The sequence below is a fragment of the Glutamicibacter sp. AGC46 genome (assembly GCF_053543715.1).
Genome location: NZ_JBLVOJ010000025.1, coordinates 229,614 through 251,437, shown reverse-complemented (window position 1 = coordinate 251,437; position 21,824 = coordinate 229,614). Strand labels below are relative to the sequence as shown.

Here is a 21,824-nt window from a genome sequence, read left to right as displayed (position 1 = left end):
AGTTCATTAAGGCTTGCTCACCGGTTCGGAAGAACTCTATAGACAAGTCGAGCGAACGGCCCGGCCTGCCTTGCTTCAGCCAGTTCCAATCGCTCGCTGCCAATTCTTCGCGGCAGCAAGGCGGCACCCGCTGGCAGCGCTGCTGGAGCAATGGTCAATGCCAAGGAATCGAGCGCATCGATGTCCAGGAATTGCCCAAGAAGCTCCCCTCCGCCGAGCACCCAGATGTTCTTCTCCCCCGCGGTCTCGCGGATTTCGGGCAAGAACTCATTGACCGGGCCATTAACCAGGCGCACGTCTGCACCATCAGGAATCGGCAAGTCCCGCGAGGTAAAGACGTAGGTGGTGATCCCCTGATAGTATTCCTGCCACTTCTGCGGGTTCTCGATGAACTGCTCATTCTCGATCAGCCACTTATAGGTATTCGCGCCTTCGATATGAACGCCGACGTTCTTGGGCAGCAGGTCCGGGTCGGGTTCGTGGGCCCCGGGCACGTCAAAGAGCCACTGCAGGCTGTGGTTCTCATCTGCCAGATAGCCGTTGAGGGTTACTGCCGCGTCGAAAATAATCTGGCTCATGGCATTTAGTTTGCCACAGGAATGCACCTACATACCAAGGTCCACGGGTGCGAATACCGGGTCTCTTCCGGTACGCATGACCCCGATGGTTCCCGGAGGAACTTCATGCCAGGTATTGCGGCTCCAGTGCAGTTCCAATGGCTCGGACACCACTAGTTGGGCGTTTTCCGGCAATCGGTCTTCCTGCCCGTCTTCGGTAAGCAGCATGGTCGGCCCGTCGGCGTGGTAGAGCGAGGGCGCGATTGAGTCTTCGGCGTCCGGACTAACCCAGGGCAACACGACCAGCTGATGGCCATCCGAGGCGCAGATGGTCGCGCGGAAGGGTTCTGCTATCGCATGCTCAGCGCGCGCCTGCTCCACCCGGGCTACCATGCGCGACAGGCCAGCTATCGGATCATCGGCAAGCCCGTAGCTCAATGCCGAATAGAAGCACACTTCGGTATCGGCGTTGCCCAGTATTCCCGGATAGCGCACCGGGTCCACGTCGAAGGTCGGTTCGCGCTTGAGCCTGTCGAAGTCCGGAATTGACCCGTTGTGCTGGAAAATCCAGCCCTTATCGACGAAAGGTTGGCAGTTCTGCTCGGTGATGGTCCCGCCCGGCGCCGCGCACACATGGGCCAGGATGCATTCTAAGGCGATCTGCGCCGCCAGGTGCCGCAGATTCTGGCTGTCCGAGGCCGGTCCGATCTGCCGGTACTGTCCGAGCATTCCCGAGTACCCTGCCCAGGCCATGCCGAGCCCGTCGCCGTTGGTCGGGAAGGCATGGTCCGCGAAGCCGGAGTCGAGCTCATCCAGGGGAAGGTAGAGCTGGCGGGCATGCAGCCTCTGGTCGATCAGCGAATGCGTGGGACGCACGAGAATATCGGCGATGGCGATCGGGGAACCCCGATAGGAAGCCAGCGGCACATGTCAGCTTCTTGTGGTCGGCGCGAATTCCGGGTTCCACCAACCTACGCCCGGCGGCATCCACCGACAATTCCGGCCTGGGCCGTTTGCATCGTGCCAGATTCCGCCGTTGCCAGACTCGATGGACATTGGCCGGTGTTCGGTACGTTCGCCGTGCATCCTGGCCTGGGCCGCCACAGCAGAATGGCCACTCGAAGGCCCATGCTGGCACTGGAGCACGGGTGGGCTGCGGACACGCTGAACTCAGACCCGGCCATCCTGTTCACGAAATAGTTCGCAGAGAATTAGCCGAACTGGATGCTTCCAGGAGTCCAATCGACAACCTTCGCCGTTGTGACCGAGTCATCCGCTCCGGGCACGAGCCGGAACGTGTCCCCCGATTTTAGCCTTGCAAGGTCAACACCTTGTTCGAGCTGAACTGAATGCACACTACTCGCGAGGGGATGATCAACGGTGTAAGTCCGGTTCCCGAGAGCGAAGACGGGCGCTTCCACCTGCACGATGGTGCCACGGCCGGCGATAGCGTTGGTTACTACGTTCTTAATGGATGCTACCTCTAAACCGCCCTCGGGAACTTGGAACGTAAGTTCCGTCCAATTCCAGCGATGAGGAATGCCCCCGTACGTAGTGGCAAGGAGCGAGAGATGCCGGAATTGACGGTCGGTGATCTCAACGACCGAAGGCATGACAAGTGCAGGAGACGTATGTGTTTGAAGCAGGGTCAGGTGACGGGCGACGGGAAGATAGATCGCCTCCAGTGCAGAGGGGAGGACAGCACCATGCGCTCTGAGAAGTGCGCTCCCTGCCTCAGTTTCCACGGACATGACGTCGCTCTCGCGAATGCCAAATAACTCCTCGAGCTCATCACAGACCGACTCCGGATTACGCCCATCGACGTTTCCCATTTGAACTTTCGCTTCTGCGTTATCTCCCGGTTTGAAACGCAGCTCTAAGTTCAGCGACCGCTCTGGCGTATCGAGAACCAGACGCAGCCAGCCCGTTTGTGAACCGACAGTTTGGGAGGTAACTTCCAGTGGCATCCTGAACCGGCGTTGCCCGTTGCTCTCTGTACACCGCAGATATAGCAAGGGGATGTTGGCATGACTTCTTTCGAAAATGGAGACTGTGGACTCCACCGCTTCCTCATGAGCGAATGGACCACCTGTGGTTGTTATCCGGACCCGCACGTCTTTGAACGCAGTACCCCACGCTTCCCAAGCCTGGACTGCGGCATGCTCGGGTGTCCCGGGAATCGTCAGGAACTCAACGTCCATGAAGATCGGGTCAATTTTCGAGGCCTCGGGCGTGCGAGGCACAACGGATTCGTATTTCCAGCGGCAATCTCCAAGGTAAGTCATCCTGTGAAAGACCGCTGGATCGCCTTCGTGAGGCAGTGGTATTTCCTGATTGCTGGATACGGTGCGGGTGCCGTGCTCCATCCGATAGTTGTCGTGGATAGTGTTGCGGAGGGCATCGAGTGCGTCCTGTCGGGTCTCTATGGCATCAAGCATCTTCAACGGCTCTCCCCTTTCAACTGGCGAGGCAGCGAGCATGGCTTTCTGGCTAATGAACTGTTCCAACACCGCCTCACCGTAAGTAAACCGCTGCATAGTCTCGGGAAAGCGGTCTGCCAACCCCGAAATGAAGGCATCACCGGCCCACTGACAGGGGAATGCAACGCCCGCAGTGAGCTTGTCGAAGTCCGCGACTCGTTCCTCAGTAGGGGTCCACGGCGTGACCAGGTGATAGCGGATAATTGGCTTCCCACCGGGTCTGACATGCTCCTCAAGGAATCGTTTCCAAGAGTTCTTGACCTGGCCGAATTGATTACTGGAAATCGACGTCGTGAAGCCTTTGACCTGCCAAATCTCAACTCCGTCGGGTAATGTGCGGAGGATGTCGATCCCGCCATCCCCCTGCGAAGGATTAATCTGCCGCGCGTCGACGAATTCGCGGCGCAGGAGGGTTGCAATAAGGGACTCGATCGAGTCGCCACTTCGCTGCTGAATCAGCGGCCAGTCATAGGTTGGCATGATCCAATACTACGAATTAATTCGAGCATCTGGCGATCCGCTCTCCAATTGATTTCCCTGGTCAAACTTCGGCGGCAGGCCACGGTACGCTTCTGGGTGGGAAGCGAAAGGCTACAAGCGACCAACGATCTAGGCAGATTCTTAGGTCGTGTAGGGGCCAGGCAAACCGATAGCGGGAGGTTGAACTCGAAGAATTCGTAGACTCACTCCATTCGCTGCCGAGCGGCCCCGTGAGACTAACAGGCCTAGCTGTTCCCACAGCAGCAATGTAGGCACCGACTAATCGAGGGGCCCATTCGGTTGCCGTGGCGCTGATCGGTTCAATGAACAGATCTTCAGCGGTTCCCAGCGATCCAATCGTAACTAGACAGATTGGTCTGGTGCCTTACCCAAATCTTTTGATGCCTTTCCCGACATGCGGTTATGGTTCAACAGGCATGGAAACAATCTTCAAAATCCAATCTATTCATGCGCATTTCGAGATTCACAAATCAATTTCGAGATTACATAAATGACTTCCATAATTATTGTGATCATTTCCCATAGACTTGATCCATGTCATCGACAATCACCGAAGCGAACTTTCCCGTGGAAGACCAACGGGCCCTATGGCGTAGACAGTCTGCGAGCTTACCTTCGCTCCATGGTGGGAAGCGCGCATGGCTAAAGCTTATTTTCGAGCTGGTATCACAAGTGCAAGCAGCGGGTGCGGATATCATGATGAATGCCCGTCCGAATATACCTGACACAGTATTCAAGGATTCCGAATCACGATCAGGAGCATCAGCCGTACGAGAGCCATTGACGTGGGGCGAGTACAGCAGATTCCTCAAGGCTGCAGGCCTCGTTCGAGCGGAAGACGCCAAACTAGTGCTCACCGGTGTCGGCCATGAGTATCTAATCACCGGTTCACCATCCGTTCTGGGTACGTCACTAGCAAGATGTTTCCGGCTACTCTCAGAATCACTGAATTTTATTGCAAGTTCACCAGAAACCGTGGAGGAAGTTGATGAATTCCTCAAAGCTGCTTACCACACCGACTGGAAAAGCCTTGGTGGCGTTCGTGCGCGCCTAGATTGGCTCGATGCCCTCGGTGCAATTGAGGCGACCGCGGGTCGACGGTGGATGATCACTTCTATTGGCCAAGAGATGTTGATGGCTTGTCGCTTGGTCACCCCGGAAGCACTTGAAATCGAAGCAGCTCCAGTTGAAACAATAGAGCCCGCGCCAATACAGATTAAAAACTTGCTGGCTGAACTGAGCGATGGAACTCGTTTGCAGTCGTCTCGGAGCACTTACAATATCTGGGTGCCGAGCCCGGCTACTCATTCAAACAAGGTGGAAAATCTACGTGTCATCGTGAATGCGTTGATCGATCCACTCAGTCGTTCCGAACTCCTCGGATTCATCGCCAACACATTCAGTCTTCGACGTTCCAGCGTGGACTCAATGTTGCCCTTCCTACGAGCTTCGGGACTCATCGTCGAGGTGGGTCTAGGTATATATCAAGCATCCCCTACGGCTCGTGCATGGCTCCAGTCAGGCAGCAACATTAACTTCATCCGGATTCTTCACGCCAATATGCGTTTCGTCGGTGAGATGATCCTTGCGGCGGAGGGCGGCGCGACTCGAGCCGATGTCTATGCTGAAGCAAAACGCCATGGTCTAAATGTGGATAAGTCCCGCTGGATCGCGGCATTCCTTATGGACACGGGGCTCATAGTGCCACCGAAATATGGCAGCCTGCGGACGACTCCCACAGGGGTAGCTCTTCTCGAAGAGCTACCCCTGGCAGAACCAGAAGTTCAGCCCGATTCTGATCCAGAAAATATCCCTGCATCAGACAACAAGTCAGCTTTCTGTTCTTCGAGCCTATCCGAGTCATTAGACGAACTTTCCCGCACGCCTATGGCGAAAGAACGAGGGGCTGGGAAGGCCTTTGAACGGGCAATCAGTGACGCCTTCACTCTCATGGGATTCGATGCCCGCGTACTTAGTGGTTCAGGCACCACAGACGTACTCGTAAAATGGCGAGACCACAAGGGTGCAAAACGTACCTCAATTGTCGAAGCCAAATCGCGTTCCAGCGGTAGCATCTCGCACACGGATGTCAGTGATGTTGCACTTGAATCACATAAAGTTCAACATCATGCTGATCACGTTGCGGTAATTGCCCCAGCGTTTGTCGGCGACACGATCAAGAATATGGCGCGGGCACGTAACTGGACTCTCATCGACGCATCAATGCTTGGAGCCATCGCGGACAAGGCGCTAGCGCTAGGTATCGGACCTGAATTATCGGGAGCGTTATTTGAGTCCAACGGCGGTGTCGACGCAACTATGAAGGCGATTGCCGACAAACAACGTGAGCTCGCAGTCCTCACATACGTGGTCGGGCAGCTTGCCGAAGAGGCAAAGGAATCAGGTGACCCGATCACGCCTCGCGACATATCTAGAGATGGCCGCCGAAGTGAAGTCAAGCCTTCGGTTAGTGAAGTTCTCTCGGCCCTTAGTACCTTGCAAGAACTCGCACCGGGTGCGGTCCGGAAGACAAACGAGAACAACGATCCCAAATTTTCTAGTTTCGAGCTTGGTAGCCCTCGCTCCTCGGCATTAGGTCTACGAGCAATCGCGGAAGCAATCGAAGCGCCACTTTGAGTAACGGTGCCATGGAAAACATATACGACAGATGAAGCGAACCCATCAGTTGGACTGTCCAAGTGACACCTCAGACATACCAGACGAAGGCTGGTCCATTCATAGAAACAGCAATTGGATGTCTCTCCGAGATGACTCGCAAAGTGTGGAACAAACGCCCACTCATTTTTGGATCGACACAGATCAAGACAGTGGACCTTGGTTGGCCTGAGGTTCCACGACACAGCGATGAATCTCGGACAATACACCTTGTTTCAGTCCAAAATGCGGAATGACCCACTCGATCTGCTCACATGAGATGGATGTTCAGCAGACGTTTATTGGCTCGGTGGGAGCGTTAGTATGTGACTGCTTGTCAAGATGCAACTGTAGACAACTTTATCGACGGATACGCCGTTTAGACTACGGTTTCCACCCGACTCACTGCTCTGGGAACGTCAAGCCCACGCCACCGGGAATTCGGTGGCGTGGGCCTGCAATGCTGGGAACGTCGGCGCTTACCAGCCGCGCTCCGAGAGGCGGTGCGGTACCGGCACATCGGCGACGTTGATGCCGACCATAGCTTCGCCCAGACCACGGGAGATCTTGGCCAGCTCGTCCGGGTTGTCGAAGAAGGTGGTTGCCTTCACGATGGCCTCGGCACGCTGGACCGGGTTGCCGGACTTGAAGATGCCCGAGCCGACGAAGACGCCGTCGGCGCCCAGCTGCATCATCATTGCAGCGTCGGCCGGGGTGGCGATGCCGCCAGCGGTGAACAGCACCACCGGCAGCTTTCCGGTCTGCGCGATTTCCTTGACCAGCTCATACGGTGCCTGCAGCTCCTTGGCAGCCACGTACAGTTCGTCTTCTGGCAATGCGGCCAGCTTCGCGATCTCAGCACGGATCTTGCGCATGTGCCCGGTGGCGTTCGAAACATCGCCGGTGCCGGCTTCGCCCTTCGAGCGGATCATCGCGGCACCTTCGTTGATGCGGCGCAGTGCTTCGCCCAAGTTGGTGGCACCGCAGACGAATGGCACGGTGAACGGCCACTTATCGATGTGGTTCTCGTAATCTGCTGGCGAAAGGACCTCGGACTCATCAATGTAGTCGACGCCGAGGGACTGCAGGATCTGCGCCTCGACAAAGTGGCCGATGCGCGCCTTGGCCATTACCGGGATGGAGACCTCGGCGATGATGCCGTCGATCATGTCCGGGTCGCTCATGCGCGAGACGCCACCCTGGGCACGGATGTCCGCAGGAACGCGCTCCAGAGCCATGACGGCCACGGCACCTGCATCTTCAGCGATGCGTGCCTGTTCTGGGGTGACTACATCCATGATGACGCCGCCCTTGAGCATTTCGGCCATGCCGCGCTTGACGCGGTCCGAACCGACGACGGAGTTCTGGTTGTTCGTAGACATGGTGAGGAGGGGTTCCTTTCGACACTGCGGTGACTCGTTTTTGCCCCAGAATTTCGGGGATATAAGCGAGGTGGTACGCCAGTAATCGTAGGATCGCTTTGCTTTATTACCTCGCGTGTTGCGTCATAATTGGCAGATAGTAGATTTATCCATCAGTTACGAGTTAGTGCGTAACATTGGCAATCTCTACTAAACAACTAGTCAGAGTGCTTTTTGCCGGTGAATATTTGGCGTGACGCTATTGCATCCGACACTTGATATTTTGCTGGCTGACCGTAGCCTTCAGGATTAGCTGCTTCAATGCGCGCCACTTCCTCAGACATAAATTGCACCAGCGGAACGTCGCCGTTGATATCTTCGGCTACGGAGCGCAATTGCTGCGCATATGCCAGCAATCGCGGAGTGAAGTGTTTGGTGTAGGAGGGGTCCGGGTCGCTGGCACGCTGATGGACGGATTCAAAATTTTTGGCAAGGTCCTCGATTGCCGGTTTAACTGACTCCATCACCTGCACCAATGCCCGGTCCGCCGCTTGCGAGATCGCAACTAGGCTCAATTGGTAGTGGTGCTCGGTGGCCACAGCCGCCGCGAGCCGTTCCAGCGGATCCAGGGTATCGAGCCAACCGCGCAGGAACCTGTCGCAGTTGGCATCATGCTCGTAGCTCAGGTCTTCGAGCAGCTGATCAATCATGCCGATTGAGTAGCGGGCTGCACCTTGGATGGCGAAACGCATTTCATGCTCGGATCCACTAATAATCCAGTCGCGGATTTCTTCGATGGTGCCGATTGGTTCAGGGGACCTGGGAATATTCAACGATGCTCATTTCAGGAAGAAGTTGCTCCAACATGCCGCAACAGTCTATTTGGTCTTGCATTGCAGCAGGCCAACATCGTGGCTTTTGCATTAAATGACGTTGGGCCCGACAGAACATTTCCATGTTCTGCCGGGCCCAAGTACCAGCTATTGCCTAGTTCGGGGTTTCGCTGTCCCACGCTTCGGCAATGGCACTGCGAACCTCGGACAAGGTCTGCGGGATCGCCTTGGTCTGCGCGATGATCGGGAAGAAGTTCCCATCCCCGTTCCAGCGCGGCACGATGTGCTGATGCAGGTGCGCGGCGATGCCTGCTCCCCCGGCTTCGCCCTGGTTCATGCCCAGGTTGAAACCGGCGGGGTTGGAGACCTTGCGCAGCACGCGCATTGACTGCTGCGCCAGCGCTGCCATTTCTGCCGTTTCCTCCACCGTGATATCGGTGTAGTTGGGCACATGGCGGTACGGGCACACGAGCAGGTGGCCCGGGTTGTACGGGAACAGATTCAGGATCACGTAGCAGGTTTTGCCACGATGCACGATCAGCGCTTCTTCGTCGGTACGCCCAGGACCGGCGCAGAATGGGCAACTGGCCTCATCCTTGACCTGGTCCTGCCCGCCCTTGATATAAGCCATCCGGTAGGGAGTCCACAGGCGCTGGAACGAATCCGGCACTCCGGCGAGTTCAAAGTCGTCGGTGACGGACCGGTCTGCTTGTTCCTGCATGCTTGGTGGACTCCCTATCCGAACTAGTTGTTGTTGTCGCGGCTCTTGATGGCTTCAACGATGCGGGCTACCGCATCGTCGACTGGAACCTGGTTCTCCTGGCTGCCATCGCGGAAGCGGAAGGACACGGCGTTTGCATCGGCATCTTCGCCGCCGGCGATGAGCACGAATGGAACCTTGTCCTTGGACGCGTTGCGGATCTTCTTCGGGAAGCGATCCGTCGAGTCATCCAGTTCCACGCGGACACCCTGCGCCTTGAGCTTGGCAACAACTTCACCGAGGTAGTCGTTGAAAGCCTCGGCCACTGGGATCGCGCGAACCTGTACCGGCGAGAGCCATGCGGGGAAGGCACCTGCGTAGTGCTCGGTGAGCACGCCCAGGAAGCGCTCGATGGAACCGAACTTCGCAGCGTGGATCATCACTGGTTCCTGGCGGGAACCGTCGGCAGCCTGGTACTCCAAACCGAAGCGCGCTGGCTGGTTGAAGTCGTACTGCACGGTGCCCATCTGCCAGGTACGGCCGATGGCATCCTTGGCCTGGACCGAGATCTTCGGACCGTAGAATGCGGCTCCGCCTGGGTCGGCAACCAGTTCGACGCCGGATTCGGTGGCGACGCGCTCCAGCACGGCCGTAGCTTCATCCCACTGCTCATCCGAGCCGATGAACTTGTCCGACTCCGGATCACGGGTGGACAGCTCCAGGTAGAAGTCGTCCATGCCGAAGTCGCGCAACAGCGAGAGCATGAAGTTCAGCAGGTGCTCAACCTCGGCCGGTGTCTGCTCCTTGGTGACGTAGGAGTGGCTGTCGTCCTGGGAGAAACCGCGCACGCGGGTCAGGCCGTGGACCACGCCGGACTTCTCGTAGCGGTAGACGTGGCCGAATTCGAATAGGCGCAGCGGCAATTCACGGTATGAACGTCCGCGGCCGCGGAAGATCAGGTTGTGCATCGGGCAGTTCATGGCCTTCAGGCGGTATTCCTGGCCCTGCTTGGTGATGTTGCCATCTTCATCGCGCTCTTCATCGATGTGCAGCGCAGGGAACATGGTGTCCGCGTAGTACGGCAGGTGGCCCGAGGTGTGGAACAGCCCATCCTTGGAGATGTGCGGGGTGCCCACGTACTGGAAGCCTTCTTCGACGTGGCGGTCGCGCACGTAGTCTTCCATCTCGCGCTTGATGATGCCGCCCTTGGGGTGGAACACCGGCAGGCCCGAGCCCAGCTCATCGGGGAACGAGAACAGGTCCAGTTCGGCACCGAGCTTGCGGTGGTCGCGGCGCTCGGCTTCGGCCAGGCGCTCCTGGTAGGCCTTCAGGTCGTCCTTGGTTGGCCATGCGGTGCCGTAGATGCGCTGCAGCTGCTTGTTCTTCTCGCTGCCCAGCCAGTAGGCGGCAGCCGAGCGAGTCAGCGCGTAGGCGTTCTTGATCAGCTTGGTGTTCGGCAGGTGCGGTCCGCGGCACAGGTCCTTCCAGACAGTGTCGCCGGACTTGCGGTCCACGTTGTCGTAGATGGTGGTTTCGCCAGCGGCCACCTCAACGGTGACGCCTTCGCCGGAAGTGTCGGCGGAGTCGGCCTTGGCCAACAGCTCGCACTTGTATGGCTCGTTGGCCATTTCAGCTTTGGCTTCCTCCGGGGAAACTTCGCGGCGGACAAAGAGCTGGTTCTGGTTGATGATCTTCTGCATCATCTTTTCCAGCTGCTTCAAGTCTTCTGGGGTGAATGGGTCCTCGACATCGAAGTCGAAGTAGAAACCGTCGGTGATGTAGGGGCCGATTCCCAGCTTGGAGTCCGGGCGCAGCTGCTGCACAGCCTGGGCCATCACGTGGGCGGTCGAGTGGCGCAGCACCTCCAATCCTTCTGGATCATTGATGGTTACGCGGGTGACAGTGGTTCCGGCTTCCAGTTCGCGGGCCAGGTCGCGCAATACGCCATCGACGTGCATGACAACCACGTCTTTATCGTTGGCAAAATGCTGCAGACCGGTCGTTCCCGCGTCCACCTGTACCTGCTCGCCGTCAATGGTGAGAGTCAGCTGCTCGCTCATGAGATCGGGTTCTACCTTTCAATCTGTGATGGCTTCATAGCTTGTGGCATACCTTGGCCACAGCCAGCCAGAATCCAGTTTAGTTCAGGACCCCACCTCAGCGTGCGTTTACCTCGGGTTTTACGAAGATTGATCGCCCTCTTGTGACTCGTTCAACAGCGAATCTGCGTTGAACAGGCTCATGACATGCCAGATTTCACGATCGCCCGCGGGCTGCGAACTGGTGACTTTGCCGTTTTTCAGATCCTCGCGGAAAGCCGGAATCACTTCTTCCATGCGGCGCATGAGTTCGTCGCATTCATCTTGGGTAAGCATCAGGTTGCTCGTTTGCATCTGCGCTTTAATCTCCCCGGGCTCTTCGCCGCGATAGTGCCTTTCTGCATGCCGAAGCGTCGCTTGCAGGCGGCGTTGCTCGTCATGGACCACCTGGCTGAGGTAGGCATCCATGGCCGTCCCGGTCTGGTCCTCCGGGCGCTCTCCCACTTTGCCGGTCGTATAGCCGCGAGCCGCAGGTTTCCATACGCGGTCACGCCTATCGCGCGCCAGTTCCGGAACTTCAACGATCATGTCGGCTTTGGCCAGCTCACGCAGATGGAAACTGATCTTGTTCGCGGGTACGCCAAGAGCCTGCGCGAGGTCTGCCGCGCGTGCGGTTTCCATTGCCGAAAGCGCGTCAAGGATTTGCCGACGCAAGGGGTTTGCGATGGCCTTGAGCATGGGGGTGGTGAATGTGACCGGTGGCTCATGGTTGCTCATAAGCACAGCATAGCAATCCCACAAATAAAGTTGCGCAAATTCTATTGCGCAACTTTATTTGCGAATCTATAGTTGGTGCCATGACCAGCATCCAGGCCAACGATCCATCAGGCACCACAGCGATTATCACGGAGCCTTTGCCGCCTTTGCGCGTGCAGCGCAACTACCGGATGTGGCTGCTGGCGGACTCAACGGCTTTGCTGTCGGGCAGTATTTACGGGTTCATCTTTCCTTTGATCTTGCTGTCCGCTACGGGGTCCCCGGTTTTGGCCGGAACCCTGGCCGCAGTGGGAATGGCAGCACGGGCGAGCGTAATTTTGGCCGGCGGAGCCATGGCGGATCGTACCGACAAGGCTCGGATGATTCTCATAGGAAGTTTCGCCGGTGCTGCAATCACAGCAGCCATGGCCCTGGGCAGCAGCGTCGGTTCACTGCCGGTTGCCTCCTTATGCCTTGCCCACATCCTTATGGAACTGCGCGGCGGGTACTTTGGGTCGACAACCAATGCCGCCCTAAAGGATCTCGTACACCCCAAACAGCTCGGCCGCGCGATGGCCGCGAATCAAGGCCGCGACTCGGTGCTGATGCTCGGCTCCGCTCCCCTGGGCGGCGTGCTTCTGGGCTTAGGCGGTGGCATTGCCCTGCTCATCGTCAGTGTCCTGAATCTGATCGCTGCGGCCAGTGGATTTGCACTGCGTCGTCCATTGCGGGCAGCCAAGCTATCTGGGCAAGATTCCAATGGCACCAGCAATGATTCCGAAGAGGAAGTGGCCCACGGAATTCTGGCAGGCATGCACTGGTGCTTTTCCCGGCCACAGCTGCGCGCTCTGCTGATTTTGATTACGGTCGTCAACATCGGCGTCAACGGGCTGATGACAACGCTGATCTACGGACTTCAACAGCGTTCCGAAGAACCCTGGGTTATCGGGTTAACTTCTACCTTCATGGGCGCTGGAATGCTGCTCGGATCGTTGGTCGCAACGAAGCTCATCGATAAATTCCGCAGTGGTTTACTGACCTGCACCTGTCTCACCATTTTGGGTGTAGCCATGCTGCTCATCGGGTTTAATACGAACCTGCTTTGGATGGGGACCATGCTGATGATCAGCTTCCTCAGCGTTCCAGCTCTCAACGCTGCGGTGGGTGGATACTTCATGGCCTCCATTCCGAAGCAAATGTCTGGGCGCGCTAATTCCCTAATCACCTTTATGGCACTGGCCGCTTTGCCCTTATCTCCGCTGCTTACCGGATTTGGTCTGGAATCGGTCGGCATGGGACCAACGCTGATATTTTTCGGGGCATTCGTTTCCTTAGCAGCAGTCTTGGCCTGGCTCTCACCGCAGGTACGGCGCATACCCCGTCCTGAGCATTGGATGGCGGCATCGCCCGAACTCACCAGCGCATCCGCCCCTCAACAATCCCCCGCCCCAGCGGCCTCCACCGAATAGGAGTATCCAAAGTGAATTCCGATCCCACGTCGCCCAGCGATTTCCGGCTCAAGCGATCAGCCCGGAAGCGAATCTTCAGCAGCGAAAAAAGATACCGCCATGCTTCTGCATTGACGCACCAAGCCGACGATGCAATTGCCCAGGCGAGGTATCAAGCGCTGCGCAACGAGCAATGGATCTATCTATAAGGAGGCAGGATAAGTCTTGGAAGATCCGCAAACCCATGGCTTTCATTTTCAACCCCTTCTACCCTAGGAATATGAACAAACCGGCCCCACCTGTCATCAGTGCCATTACCCTCGGAGTGCGCGATGTCGGTGCTTCCACGAAGTTCTACACCGAGGGCCTGGGGTTTGAGCTGGTCCAGCCAGCTCACCCGGAAATCGCTTTTGTCCGTGCCGGCTATGGCTTGATGCTCGCCCTCTGGGATGTGAAGCAGATGCCCAGCGAGTACGGCGACGTCGGGCACAGCCAGCTGGCGCCACCGATCTCACTGGGACACAACGTGCACTCTGACGCAGAAGTGGACCGACACTACCGGCGAGCGCTGGATGCGGGAGCGACTTCTGTCACCGAACCGACGGTGCAGCCGTGGGGCGGCAAGAGTGCCTGTGTGGCTGATCCGGATGGCTTCCGCTGGGATTTTGTGCACAACCCGTCATTTGTCGTCGACGCCGATGGGCATGTTTCCTCGGTTTGAGAATTATCAGTTTTCAGTGATCTTCCTTGATGGTTCCCGTTCAGGCCAGGGTTCATAGGTACTAATTTGCCCAGGCTCATCACTAGTGCCTGCAAAGCAGCAGGTCTTCGCTGCGAAATGGTCGATGGCGTCCTTAACGCTGAGGAATGGAATAGCCGGCGCCCCAAAGGGCTCTTCGTACCAAAGTTGGACGCATGCTCCGTTGCGTACTTCGATTTCTGCGTCCATGCCCTTGAAGAGTACTTTGGCTCCACGAATGAGCGCATCTTCGGCCTCCCAGGACGTATCTTCATCGAAGTAGATGAAGTCGTAGTCACGAATTCCTCTTTGCGGATCTTTGCCTTCGAGCACGTTCCAAACTGTTTGGGATAGTGCACCTGCAGTGAGCCACCAATCATCTGCGCTTACGCCCGTTCTCCCCTCACATCAGGTATCTCTCCTATTGGACCCGATGTATCTGTTGGGTAAACCCTGTCAGCGAACTAGCTCATCAGGCCCCTCTCTGGTCCAGGCCTTCAGCTTCCATCCGTTTGGCAAGTTCCCCGACACTTTCGATCTTGCGTGCTCCCTCGCCGAGGTTTGGCCGATAGCTTGGTTGCGGCCGGGTGAGCTCCGCGAGGTAGCCTGCAGCAGGCAGGGTCTCCGGCTGATGCAGGTCCCAGGCGTTCAGCGCTTGGAGGGAGATGCCGCGCGGTCCGGTACGGCGTGTGACCCCGTGGATGAGCAGCATGCGTGTGGAGAAGAGCAAGGGCGCTGTGCGCTGCTGCGTGTCATCGAAGAAGGTGGCGTCGATGCAGCCAGTCCCATCATCCACGGAAATGAAGACCACACGCTTGCCTCCGCGCATGGGAGGAGTCTGAGTGGCCACCCGTACCCCGGCGACCAGAACTTCGGTTCCGTTGCGCAGGTGCAGCAGCTCGGCTGCCTGCGTAATGGGCAGGTGCGCCAGCCGTTGGCGGTACGAGGTGATCAGATGCTCGCTGGCGTCCAGATGCATGAGGTCCAATTCGGTACGTACTACTTCCGCGGGATCCAGTGCTTTGCCGGTCTGGTCGATATATTCGATCTGCCCCAGATCCAGGGCAAGTTGTCCGGGTCCCGGCCGGTATTTGGCCGGAAGGGAGCTGTGCGCCATGGATTGCGTGTGGGCGATCGTGTCGGCACGGGAGGTCCCGGACAATAGGGAATCGAACACTCCGAGCGCTGCAAGGTTCTGGTAGGTGCGTCGCGAGAGTCCTGCGCGGGCGCGGACATCGGCGAGGTGCTCATAGGGCTGGCCTGCGACCAGGCGTTGCACTTCGCGTTCGCTCATCTGGTGGATGTCGCGGAAGGCCAGGCGGATTCCATAGCGCCCAGGGCGCAGCGAGCTGGGTGCGCGGGGCACCACAGGAACCTTCGCTGGAGCGGATTCGAATATTCGTTCGACTCGGTAGTGCCCGGTGGATCGGTTGATATCCAGCGGGAGGATGGGAACGCCCATTCTGCGCGCTTCGGAGACCAGCAGCCGCTTGGGGTACATGCCCGGGTCGTGCTCCCAGATCCCGGCAAGGAAAGCTTCGGGGTGGTGCGCCTTGAGCCAGGCCGAGTGGTAGGTAGGTACGGCAAAGGCAGCCCCGTGGGCCTTGCAGAAGCCGAAGGAGCCGAAGCCGGAGAGCACCTCCCAGACTTGGTCAATGGTTTCCTGGCTATAACCGCGCTTGGCCGCTTCAGCGCGCACATAACGTTCTACGGCTGGTTCCTTCTCCGGGTTGCCCAGCAGGCGCCGGTAGACATCGGCCATGCCCAATCCGCATCCGGTGAGCACATCAAGCATGCGCAGCACCTGTTCATGGAAGACGGTCACCCCGTGGGTTTCGGCGAGCGCCGGAATCAGATCCTCGTGCAGGTATTGGGCAGGGGCGAATCCGTGGCGGTGCTCCAGGTAGGGCTTGACCATATTCGACTGCATGGGACCCGGGCGGAACAGGGAAATATCGATGATCAGGTCGTTGAATTCGCGGGGCGCGAGCTTGCCGATCAGTTCGCGCTGCCCCGGGGATTCGATCTGGAAGCAGCCCAGCGTATGGGTGGAGCGGATCAATTCGAAAGTTGGTTCGTCATCCAGTGGCACCCTGGACAGGTCTATCGCTCCGGTAGCGGAGATATAGCTGTCGTCGGCGTGCCCTCCGGCGCGGGCGGCCGCTTGCTTATCCGGGTGCATGCGGGCGATCTCCTCGAGCGTGTAGGCGATGGCCGATTGCATGCGCACACCGAGCACGTCGAGCTTGATCAAGCCCATCAGGTCCATGTCATGCTTGTCGAACTGGCTCATCTGCAGTCCGATGCCCGAGGGCTGGACCGGGGGGCGGTCCAGCAGGCTCGCGTCGGAGAGGATCACCCCGCAGGGGTGCATGGAGATATGCCGGGGCAGCCGGTCCAGGCGCTCGGTAGCGTCGATGAGGATATCGAGCTGGGTGTCATCGGTAATGCGTTCTGCCAATGCGGCCAGCTCCGGCTTCTCGGTGAGCGCTTCGCGGAAAGAGGATGCGGAGAAGCGCCAGAGCTGCTTCGCGATCTCATCCACCTGCTCCTGCTCTACCCCGAGGGCGGCTCCTGCATCACGGACCGCGCCGCGCGCACGGTAGGCGTTCTGCATGCTCATCAGGCTGACGCGCTCTTCCCCGAAGCTGGAGAAGATCTCGCGGTAGATCTCGTGGCGGCGTGCGGATTCCACGTCGATGTCGATATCCGGCAGGGTGGTGCGGGTATCGGAGAGGAAGCGTTCGAACACCAGGTCGTGGGCCAGCGGGTTCACCTGGCTGATGCCCAGCAGGTAGTTCACCAGCGAGGAAGCACCGGAGCCGCGGGCGGCCACGCGGATTCCCATGCCGGTGATCAGCTTGACGGTTTCGGCGACGGTCAGGAAATACCCGGCGAAGTCCAGCCGGTCGATCACCCCAAGTTCCAGAGCCAGCTGTCTTTCAATGAGGCTGGGATTGGCGTGCGGCAAGAGCCCAGGCACCGCTGCATGGACTCGCTCGGTGAGTTCTTGCATGGCCGGACGGTGCAGGCCGATGATCTTCGCTTCGGGGATCACCGGCTGCTTCCATCCAAGATCGGCTACCGGGTCCGCCGCTGCCCATTCGGCGAGCGCTTCAGTTTCCCGCAAAAGCTGCTGCGCCCAGCTCCTTTCTGTGGCTTGGCCGATCTCCTTGGCCAGCTGGCGCATCTGGGGCGGGGTTTTCAGCCACCCTTGGCCATTGGGTTGGCAGGAGTCCAGGTTCTTCAGGCTATGCAGGGCGCGCGCCGAGTCCAGGATGTCTGCGGTAACCGCTCCATCGGGGTCCACGTAGCGCACGGCGTTGGTGAGCACGGCCCTGATCCCCCGCTCCTGGGCGTAGCGCAGCAAGCGGGCTGCTTCACCGAGGCTGTAGCGCGATCCAGGGCTGGAGAGGTGCGTGGTGATTTCCACTCGCAGCATCTTTCCCAGCCGCTTCTTCCAGCTGGCAAGCAGTGCCCGGGCTTGGGCGTAGCTTCCCTTGAGGATTGCGCGGGCCACGTCTGATTCGCCGCCGAGCAGGATCATCAGGTTCCCGGCAGCACCCAGGTGTGCCAGCTGCTCGGTTTTCAGCCCCGGAACCCCGTGCGCAGTGCTGTGCGCGAGGGTGATGGCTCGGCACAGCGCCGCATACCCTGCGCCATTGCAGCGCCCACGGGCCAGCAGGACAATCCGCCCTTGGGTTTCTCCGTGGTTATCGAGCACGGCAAGGTTCACCCCGAGAATCGGGTGCAGCCCTTCTGCCATGCAGGCCGCCACATGCTTGACCGTTCCATAGAGCCCATCCCGGTCAGTCAGCGCGAGCATCTGGGCACCCTGCGCTTTGGCCGCTTGGGCCAGCCGCTTTGGGTGCGAGACTCCGTAGTGGGCGCTATAGGAAGAACTGACGTTCAGGTGGGTGAAGCTCATGGAGGTCCTTCGAATATATGTTCCCCTGCAGGGGAATTAGGCGCTGCGGGCCAGCGACTCATGCACACGCACCAGACGCCACCGTTCAGTTTGCGCATCAAAACTCACATCAACGCTGTGCACTTGCCGGGATCCGCGCACCGCGACCAGTTGCAGGCGCCACATCTCATAGTCGGCAATCCCCGCACCGGCTCCGCGAGGAATCCGCAGGTTTTCATCCCACCATTTGCGGCGTTCGAACCAGCGCTGAGGCTCGGCCACCAAGCGATAGTCCTGCCCTTGCCAGCTCACGCGCAACGGCATTCCATCAGCTGCACGAGTAACCTCGATCGACTCGGTGAACATCCCCACGTGTGCACTCCTTACTTAGTAGAACCATTCTATTCGAACACGTGTTCGAATGACAGTTACACTAGTCAGCGCGACCGACAGTTTGGGTTAGCCAAGTGCAGCGGATCTCAGCGCCGACGGACTGGTTGAATAAGCCCTGCGAAAGGCAGCGCTGAGCGCAAAGGGTGAAGAGTATCCGACATCACGGGCAACCTGCGACAGCGGTGCATCGCTGGCGAGCAGCGCATCATGAGCCAATCCCAGACGCAATTTGGTGAGGTACCCCATGGGTGCGGTGCCCATGGCCTGGCGGAAGGCTGGCGAAAAAGCCGAACGGGACATCGCAGCTGTTCTGGCCAGCCCCTCCACGCTCCACGCTCGAGCTGGTTGCGCCCACATCGCCCCCACCGCCAACCCAATGCCTGGCGCCGCCGAGCGAAGCGCCCTGGTTCCCGGCAAGTGCTGCAAGGCGCAGATCGCCAGAATGTCCAGCAGCCGGTCCAATACCACCTGCTGGGCGGGACCCGCACTTTCGGCTTCGGTCGCCAGCAGTTCAGCCCATCGCCACGCCGCGTCGTCATCGATAACTGCCAGATCGGTACCCTCGCAGACAAGATCAGCGACAGCGCTGGTCGTAGTGAAGGTGCCAACCAGTAGCTGGTCGGGGCCATTAGGCGAATTGCCCCATGCACGCACCCCATGGCGCAACTCTTGGACCATGGCTCGGCCCGATGGCCCCAGGCATTGCTGGCCCGGGGCAATGGCATAGTTGCCAGGCGCCGCGGCCGGAAGAGTCTGGGCGCTGGCCGAGCGAACCTCATAGGAGGCTGATCCGCAAATGACGACCAGTTCCCCTTGCCGCGCCACCACGGACTTTTGTCCTCGTTGCACCCTGCAGGATCCCGAGCGCACCGCCAAAATCGTCAGCGGGCAATGATCGCGAACAGCAACACTCCACTGGCCCTCCATGCACATGCGGAGAATGAAGGCTTCACGAGCCCGTGGGCCAGAAGGGAAAAATGCATCGGGTCTCACGCCACCACTCTGGACGATTGCGTATGCATTGTCGAGCCTTGAGCATTCAAAATCCTGCCCAACATCTGTTGAATGAAATCATGAACCTGCCGTTGCTTACTATTTTCCTGCCACTGCTGACAATTGCGACCGGCTTGATCATTGCCGGATTCTACGTTTCCTTCACCCTCGTGGTCTTCCCTGCGCTAGCGCGAATGGATGATCGCTCCGCAAGCACGTTCATGGTCCACGTGAACAGATACGCCCAACGGCCCCCATTCCTGAGCTTGTTCTTCCTCGGCTTGCTCGCCAGCACCGGATGCCTTGCCCTCTCCATCGTCCACGAGAATATCCGCATATCGATCGGAGCGGCACTAGTGCTTAGCGGTGCCCTGCTCACCATCGGGGTCAATGTTCCGCTCAATCGGCGACTGGAGCAGAATTCGTTGGCTTGGGCGAAATATGAGCCACGGTGGATCAGGGCCAATGCCGCGCGAGCACTGGGTTCCAGCCTAGGCGCTGTCCTCCTGCTCAGCGGTGTTTGAGCTGGATGCAGCACTCCTGCCCCGTCACATCCATTCCGGGGGCAACCCGTGATCGACCTGCACAAATTGGCTCTGCGCGAAACTGCCTGCGTCATTGTGTCTCGAATGCTCGATTAGCACCTGAGACACCGATAGCATCGAGAGAGCACTAGCCAATCGTTCCAGGAGCTAAATCCCATGTCCCATAAGGTCAAAGCCGTTATTTCCCGCGTCAAGGACGCACCCGTAGAGGTCGTAGACATCATCGTTCCGGATCCGGGTCCCGGAGAAGTAGTTGTCGATGTGCTCACCACCGGTGTCTGCCACACCGACCTGCACTACAAGCTCGGCGGAATTGGCGACGAGTACCCGTACCTGCTGGGCCACGAGTCCACCGCAGTAGTCAGCCAGATCGGCGAGAACGTCACCAACGTCAAGGTCGGCGACCGCGTGATCCTGAACTGGCGTGCAGTCTGCGGCCAGTGCCGCGCTTGCGCCAAGGGCGAGCCGAAGTACTGCTTCAACACCTTCAATGCCACCCAGAAGATGACCCTGGAAGATGGCACCGAGCTTTCCCCGGCGCTGGGCATCGGGTCCTTCGCCGAAAAGACCCTGGTCCATTCCGGCCAGTGCACCATCGTGGATGAAGAAGCCGACCCGGCCGCAGTAGGCCTGCTCGGTTGCGGTGTCATGGCCGGCATCGGGGCAGCGATCAATACCGGCGAGATCAAGCGCGGCGAGTCCGTCGCAGTGATCGGTTGCGGTGGCGTCGGCGCTGCTGCCATCGCCGGCGCGCAGCTGGCCGGCGCAACCACCATCATCGCGGTGGACGTGAACCCGGACAAGCTGGAAGGCGCCAAGAAGTTCGGCGCCACCCACACCGTGGATTCCTCCAAGGTCGACGCCGTGGAAGCCATCCAGGCGCTGACCGGCGGCTTCGGCGCCGACGTCGTCATCGACGCGGTGGGCCGCCCGGAAACCTACAAGCAGGCCTTCTACGCCCGCGATCTTGCTGGCCGCGTCGTATTGGTAGGCGTGCCAACTCCGGAGATGAAGCTCGAGCTGCCGCTGCTCGATGTCTTCGGCCGCGGCGGCTCGCTGAAGAGCTCGTGGTACGGCGACTGCCTGCCGAGCCACGACTTCCCGATGCTCGTCGAGCAGTACAAGCTCGGCCGCCTGGATCTGGATGCCTTTGTCACCGAACGCATCACGATCGATGAAATCGAAGAGGCGTTCACCAAGATGCATGAAGGCACCGTGCTTCGTTCGGTGGTGGAGCTCTAGTGGCCGCCCGCATCGAGAACGTCGTCACTTCCGGCACCTTCTCCCTGGATGGCGGGACGTGGGATGTCGATAACAACGTCTGGATCGTCGGCGATGATTCCGAGGTGATGGTCATCGACCCGGCACATGATGTAGCCAAGATCCGCGAAGCTGTGGGCGATCGAGAAGTCATGGCCGTGCTGCTTACCCACGGGCACGATGACCACATCCGCGCGGCTGGCGAATTCGCCGACGCCGTGGATGCACCGCTGTTCTTGAACCCGGAAGACCGCATGCTCTGGGAAGCTGTCTACCCCGAGCGCGATGTGGACGCAGAAATCAGCGAAGGCGATTCATTCACCATCGCCGGCACCACGCTGACCGCCCTGCACACCCCGGGGCACTCTCCGGGCTCAACCTGCTTCTACGCTGAAGACCTCGGTGTACTGTTCAGCGGTGATACCCTGTTCAACGGCGGCCCGGGGGCTACCGGTCGCAGCTACTCCAGCTTCGAGACGATCGTCGATTCGATCCGCACCAAGCTGCTGGTCCTGCCAGCTGAAACCGTGGTCAATACCGGCCACGGCGATGCCACCTCCATCGGTGCAGAAGCGCCGAACCTGGATGAATGGATCAAGCGCGGTCACTAAGCACCACGCATCGAGCGGCAGCAGGCCATTAGAGCCGGCTGCCGCT

17 protein-coding genes and 1 pseudogene are annotated in these 21,824 nt (G+C 59.0%); 6 read left to right on the top strand and 12 right to left on the bottom strand.

The window, feature by feature from the left end:
* Positions 1 to 17: 17 nt before the first annotated feature.
* The 3 genes from ACNPM8_RS16145 to ACNPM8_RS16135 form a co-directional block, all read right to left on the bottom strand.
* Positions 18 to 578 carry a dihydrofolate reductase family protein gene (locus tag ACNPM8_RS16145; RefSeq protein ID WP_448940202.1) on the bottom strand — a complete coding sequence of 187 codons (561 nt, stop codon included), beginning with the start codon at positions 576 to 578 and terminating at the stop codon, positions 18 to 20.
* 27 nt (positions 579 to 605) lie between these two features.
* Complete coding sequence (locus tag ACNPM8_RS16140) at positions 606 to 1,484, bottom strand: class II glutamine amidotransferase (protein ID WP_388022124.1); 879 nt, start codon at positions 1,482 to 1,484, stop codon at positions 606 to 608.
* A gap of 284 nt (positions 1,485 to 1,768) precedes the next feature.
* On the bottom strand, positions 1,769 to 3,517 hold the full coding sequence (locus ACNPM8_RS16135; protein ID WP_402696136.1) for a hypothetical protein: 1,749 nt from the start codon (positions 3,515 to 3,517) through the stop codon (positions 1,769 to 1,771).
* Between the two features lie 555 nt (positions 3,518 to 4,072).
* Between ACNPM8_RS16135 and ACNPM8_RS16130 the strand changes: the two genes are divergently transcribed.
* Positions 4,073 to 6,175 carry a restriction endonuclease gene (locus tag ACNPM8_RS16130; RefSeq protein ID WP_388022128.1) on the top strand — a complete coding sequence of 701 codons (2,103 nt, stop codon included), beginning with the start codon at positions 4,073 to 4,075 and terminating at the stop codon, positions 6,173 to 6,175.
* 497 nt (positions 6,176 to 6,672) lie between these two features.
* Here the strand turns inward: ACNPM8_RS16130 and pdxS are convergent, their stop codons facing one another.
* The 5 genes from pdxS to ACNPM8_RS16105 form a co-directional block, all read right to left on the bottom strand.
* Positions 6,673 to 7,575 carry a pyridoxal 5'-phosphate synthase lyase subunit PdxS gene (pdxS, locus tag ACNPM8_RS16125; RefSeq protein ID WP_105658267.1) on the bottom strand — a complete coding sequence of 301 codons (903 nt, stop codon included), beginning with the start codon at positions 7,573 to 7,575 and terminating at the stop codon, positions 6,673 to 6,675.
* A gap of 197 nt (positions 7,576 to 7,772) precedes the next feature.
* Complete coding sequence (locus tag ACNPM8_RS16120) at positions 7,773 to 8,387, bottom strand: hypothetical protein (RefSeq protein WP_105658266.1); 615 nt, start codon at positions 8,385 to 8,387, stop codon at positions 7,773 to 7,775.
* A gap of 154 nt (positions 8,388 to 8,541) precedes the next feature.
* On the bottom strand, positions 8,542 to 9,108 hold the full coding sequence (locus tag ACNPM8_RS16115) for an HIT family protein (RefSeq protein ID WP_105661379.1): 567 nt from the start codon (positions 9,106 to 9,108) through the stop codon (positions 8,542 to 8,544).
* Positions 9,109 to 9,131: 23 nt separating this feature from the next.
* Entirely contained in the window at positions 9,132 to 11,147 is a 2,016-nt protein-coding gene (gene thrS / locus ACNPM8_RS16110; protein WP_448940201.1) for a threonine--tRNA ligase, read from the bottom strand.
* Between the two features lie 120 nt (positions 11,148 to 11,267).
* Entirely contained in the window at positions 11,268 to 11,903 is a 636-nt protein-coding gene (locus ACNPM8_RS16105; protein ID WP_448940200.1) for a winged helix-turn-helix domain-containing protein, read from the bottom strand.
* An 80-nt stretch (positions 11,904 to 11,983) separates the two neighbouring features.
* Between ACNPM8_RS16105 and ACNPM8_RS16100 the strand changes: the two genes are divergently transcribed.
* Together ACNPM8_RS16100 and ACNPM8_RS16095 are read left to right on the top strand one after the other, a co-directional pair.
* Complete coding sequence (locus tag ACNPM8_RS16100) at positions 11,984 to 13,351, top strand: MFS transporter (RefSeq protein WP_133833313.1); 1,368 nt, start codon at positions 11,984 to 11,986, stop codon at positions 13,349 to 13,351.
* Positions 13,352 to 13,610: 259 nt separating this feature from the next.
* The gene (locus ACNPM8_RS16095; protein ID WP_105658261.1) at positions 13,611 to 14,051 is read left to right on the top strand and encodes a VOC family protein; all 441 of its coding nucleotides are present in this window, start codon (positions 13,611 to 13,613) and stop codon (positions 14,049 to 14,051) included.
* 6 nt (positions 14,052 to 14,057) lie between these two features.
* Here the strand turns inward: ACNPM8_RS16095 and ACNPM8_RS16090 are convergent.
* The 4 genes and pseudogenes from ACNPM8_RS16090 to ACNPM8_RS16075 all read right to left on the bottom strand — a co-directional run.
* Positions 14,058 to 14,438, bottom strand: a pseudogene (locus tag ACNPM8_RS16090) (nucleotidyltransferase family protein); the annotation flags it as partial.
* Positions 14,439 to 14,541: 103 nt separating this feature from the next.
* On the bottom strand, positions 14,542 to 17,997 hold the full coding sequence (locus tag ACNPM8_RS16085; RefSeq protein WP_448940199.1) for a DNA polymerase III subunit alpha: 3,456 nt from the start codon (positions 17,995 to 17,997) through the stop codon (positions 14,542 to 14,544).
* Positions 17,998 to 18,033: 36 nt separating this feature from the next.
* Complete coding sequence (locus ACNPM8_RS16080; RefSeq protein ID WP_286172116.1) at positions 18,034 to 18,342, bottom strand: DUF6504 family protein; 309 nt, start codon at positions 18,340 to 18,342, stop codon at positions 18,034 to 18,036.
* A 93-nt stretch (positions 18,343 to 18,435) separates the two neighbouring features.
* A complete protein-coding gene (locus ACNPM8_RS16075; protein WP_448940198.1) occupies positions 18,436 to 19,362 on the bottom strand; it encodes an AraC family transcriptional regulator in 927 nt (308 codons plus the stop codon).
* Positions 19,363 to 19,442: 80 nt separating this feature from the next.
* Between ACNPM8_RS16075 and ACNPM8_RS16070 the strand changes: the two genes are divergently transcribed.
* The 3 genes from ACNPM8_RS16070 (at position 19,443) to ACNPM8_RS16060 (ending at position 21,778) form a co-directional block, all read left to right on the top strand.
* Positions 19,443 to 19,886: a DUF1772 domain-containing protein gene (locus ACNPM8_RS16070; protein WP_332727675.1), complete on the top strand. Its 444-nt coding sequence runs from the start codon at positions 19,443 to 19,445 to the stop codon at positions 19,884 to 19,886.
* A 177-nt stretch (positions 19,887 to 20,063) separates the two neighbouring features.
* Positions 20,064 to 21,149, top strand: a complete 1,086-nt coding sequence (locus ACNPM8_RS16065; RefSeq protein WP_105661387.1) for an S-(hydroxymethyl)mycothiol dehydrogenase — start codon at positions 20,064 to 20,066, stop codon at positions 21,147 to 21,149.
* A complete protein-coding gene (locus ACNPM8_RS16060; RefSeq protein WP_448940197.1) occupies positions 21,149 to 21,778 on the top strand; it encodes an MBL fold metallo-hydrolase in 630 nt (209 codons plus the stop codon). Before ACNPM8_RS16065 ends, ACNPM8_RS16060 begins: the two co-directional genes overlap by 1 nt.
* Positions 21,779 to 21,824: the final 46 nt, after the last annotated feature.

What these genes read in the sequence shown, in the direction of transcription:
- ACNPM8_RS16145 (WP_448940202.1), bottom strand. Translation starts at nt 578, where the DNA reads ATGAGCCAGATTATTTTCGACGCGGCAGTAACCCTCAACGGCTATCTG.
- ACNPM8_RS16135 (WP_402696136.1), bottom strand. Translation starts at nt 3,517, where the DNA reads ATGCCAACCTATGACTGGCCGCTGATTCAGCAGCGAAGTGGCGACTCG.
- ACNPM8_RS16130 (WP_388022128.1), top strand. Translation starts at nt 4,073, where the DNA reads ATGTCATCGACAATCACCGAAGCGAACTTTCCCGTGGAAGACCAACGG.
- pdxS (WP_105658267.1), bottom strand. Translation starts at nt 7,575, where the DNA reads ATGTCTACGAACAACCAGAACTCCGTCGTCGGTTCGGACCGCGTCAAG.
- ACNPM8_RS16115 (WP_105661379.1), bottom strand. Translation starts at nt 9,108, where the DNA reads ATGCAGGAACAAGCAGACCGGTCCGTCACCGACGACTTTGAACTCGCC.
- thrS (WP_448940201.1), bottom strand. Translation starts at nt 11,147, where the DNA reads ATGAGCGAGCAGCTGACTCTCACCATTGACGGCGAGCAGGTACAGGTG.
- ACNPM8_RS16105 (WP_448940200.1), bottom strand. Translation starts at nt 11,903, where the DNA reads ATGAGCAACCATGAGCCACCGGTCACATTCACCACCCCCATGCTCAAG.
- ACNPM8_RS16100 (WP_133833313.1), top strand. Translation starts at nt 11,984, where the DNA reads ATGACCAGCATCCAGGCCAACGATCCATCAGGCACCACAGCGATTATC.
- ACNPM8_RS16095 (WP_105658261.1), top strand. Translation starts at nt 13,611, where the DNA reads ATGAACAAACCGGCCCCACCTGTCATCAGTGCCATTACCCTCGGAGTG.
- ACNPM8_RS16085 (WP_448940199.1), bottom strand. Translation starts at nt 17,997, where the DNA reads ATGAGCTTCACCCACCTGAACGTCAGTTCTTCCTATAGCGCCCACTAC.
- ACNPM8_RS16080 (WP_286172116.1), bottom strand. Translation starts at nt 18,342, where the DNA reads ATGTTCACCGAGTCGATCGAGGTTACTCGTGCAGCTGATGGAATGCCG.
- ACNPM8_RS16070 (WP_332727675.1), top strand. Translation starts at nt 19,443, where the DNA reads ATGAACCTGCCGTTGCTTACTATTTTCCTGCCACTGCTGACAATTGCG.
- ACNPM8_RS16065 (WP_105661387.1), top strand. Translation starts at nt 20,064, where the DNA reads ATGTCCCATAAGGTCAAAGCCGTTATTTCCCGCGTCAAGGACGCACCC.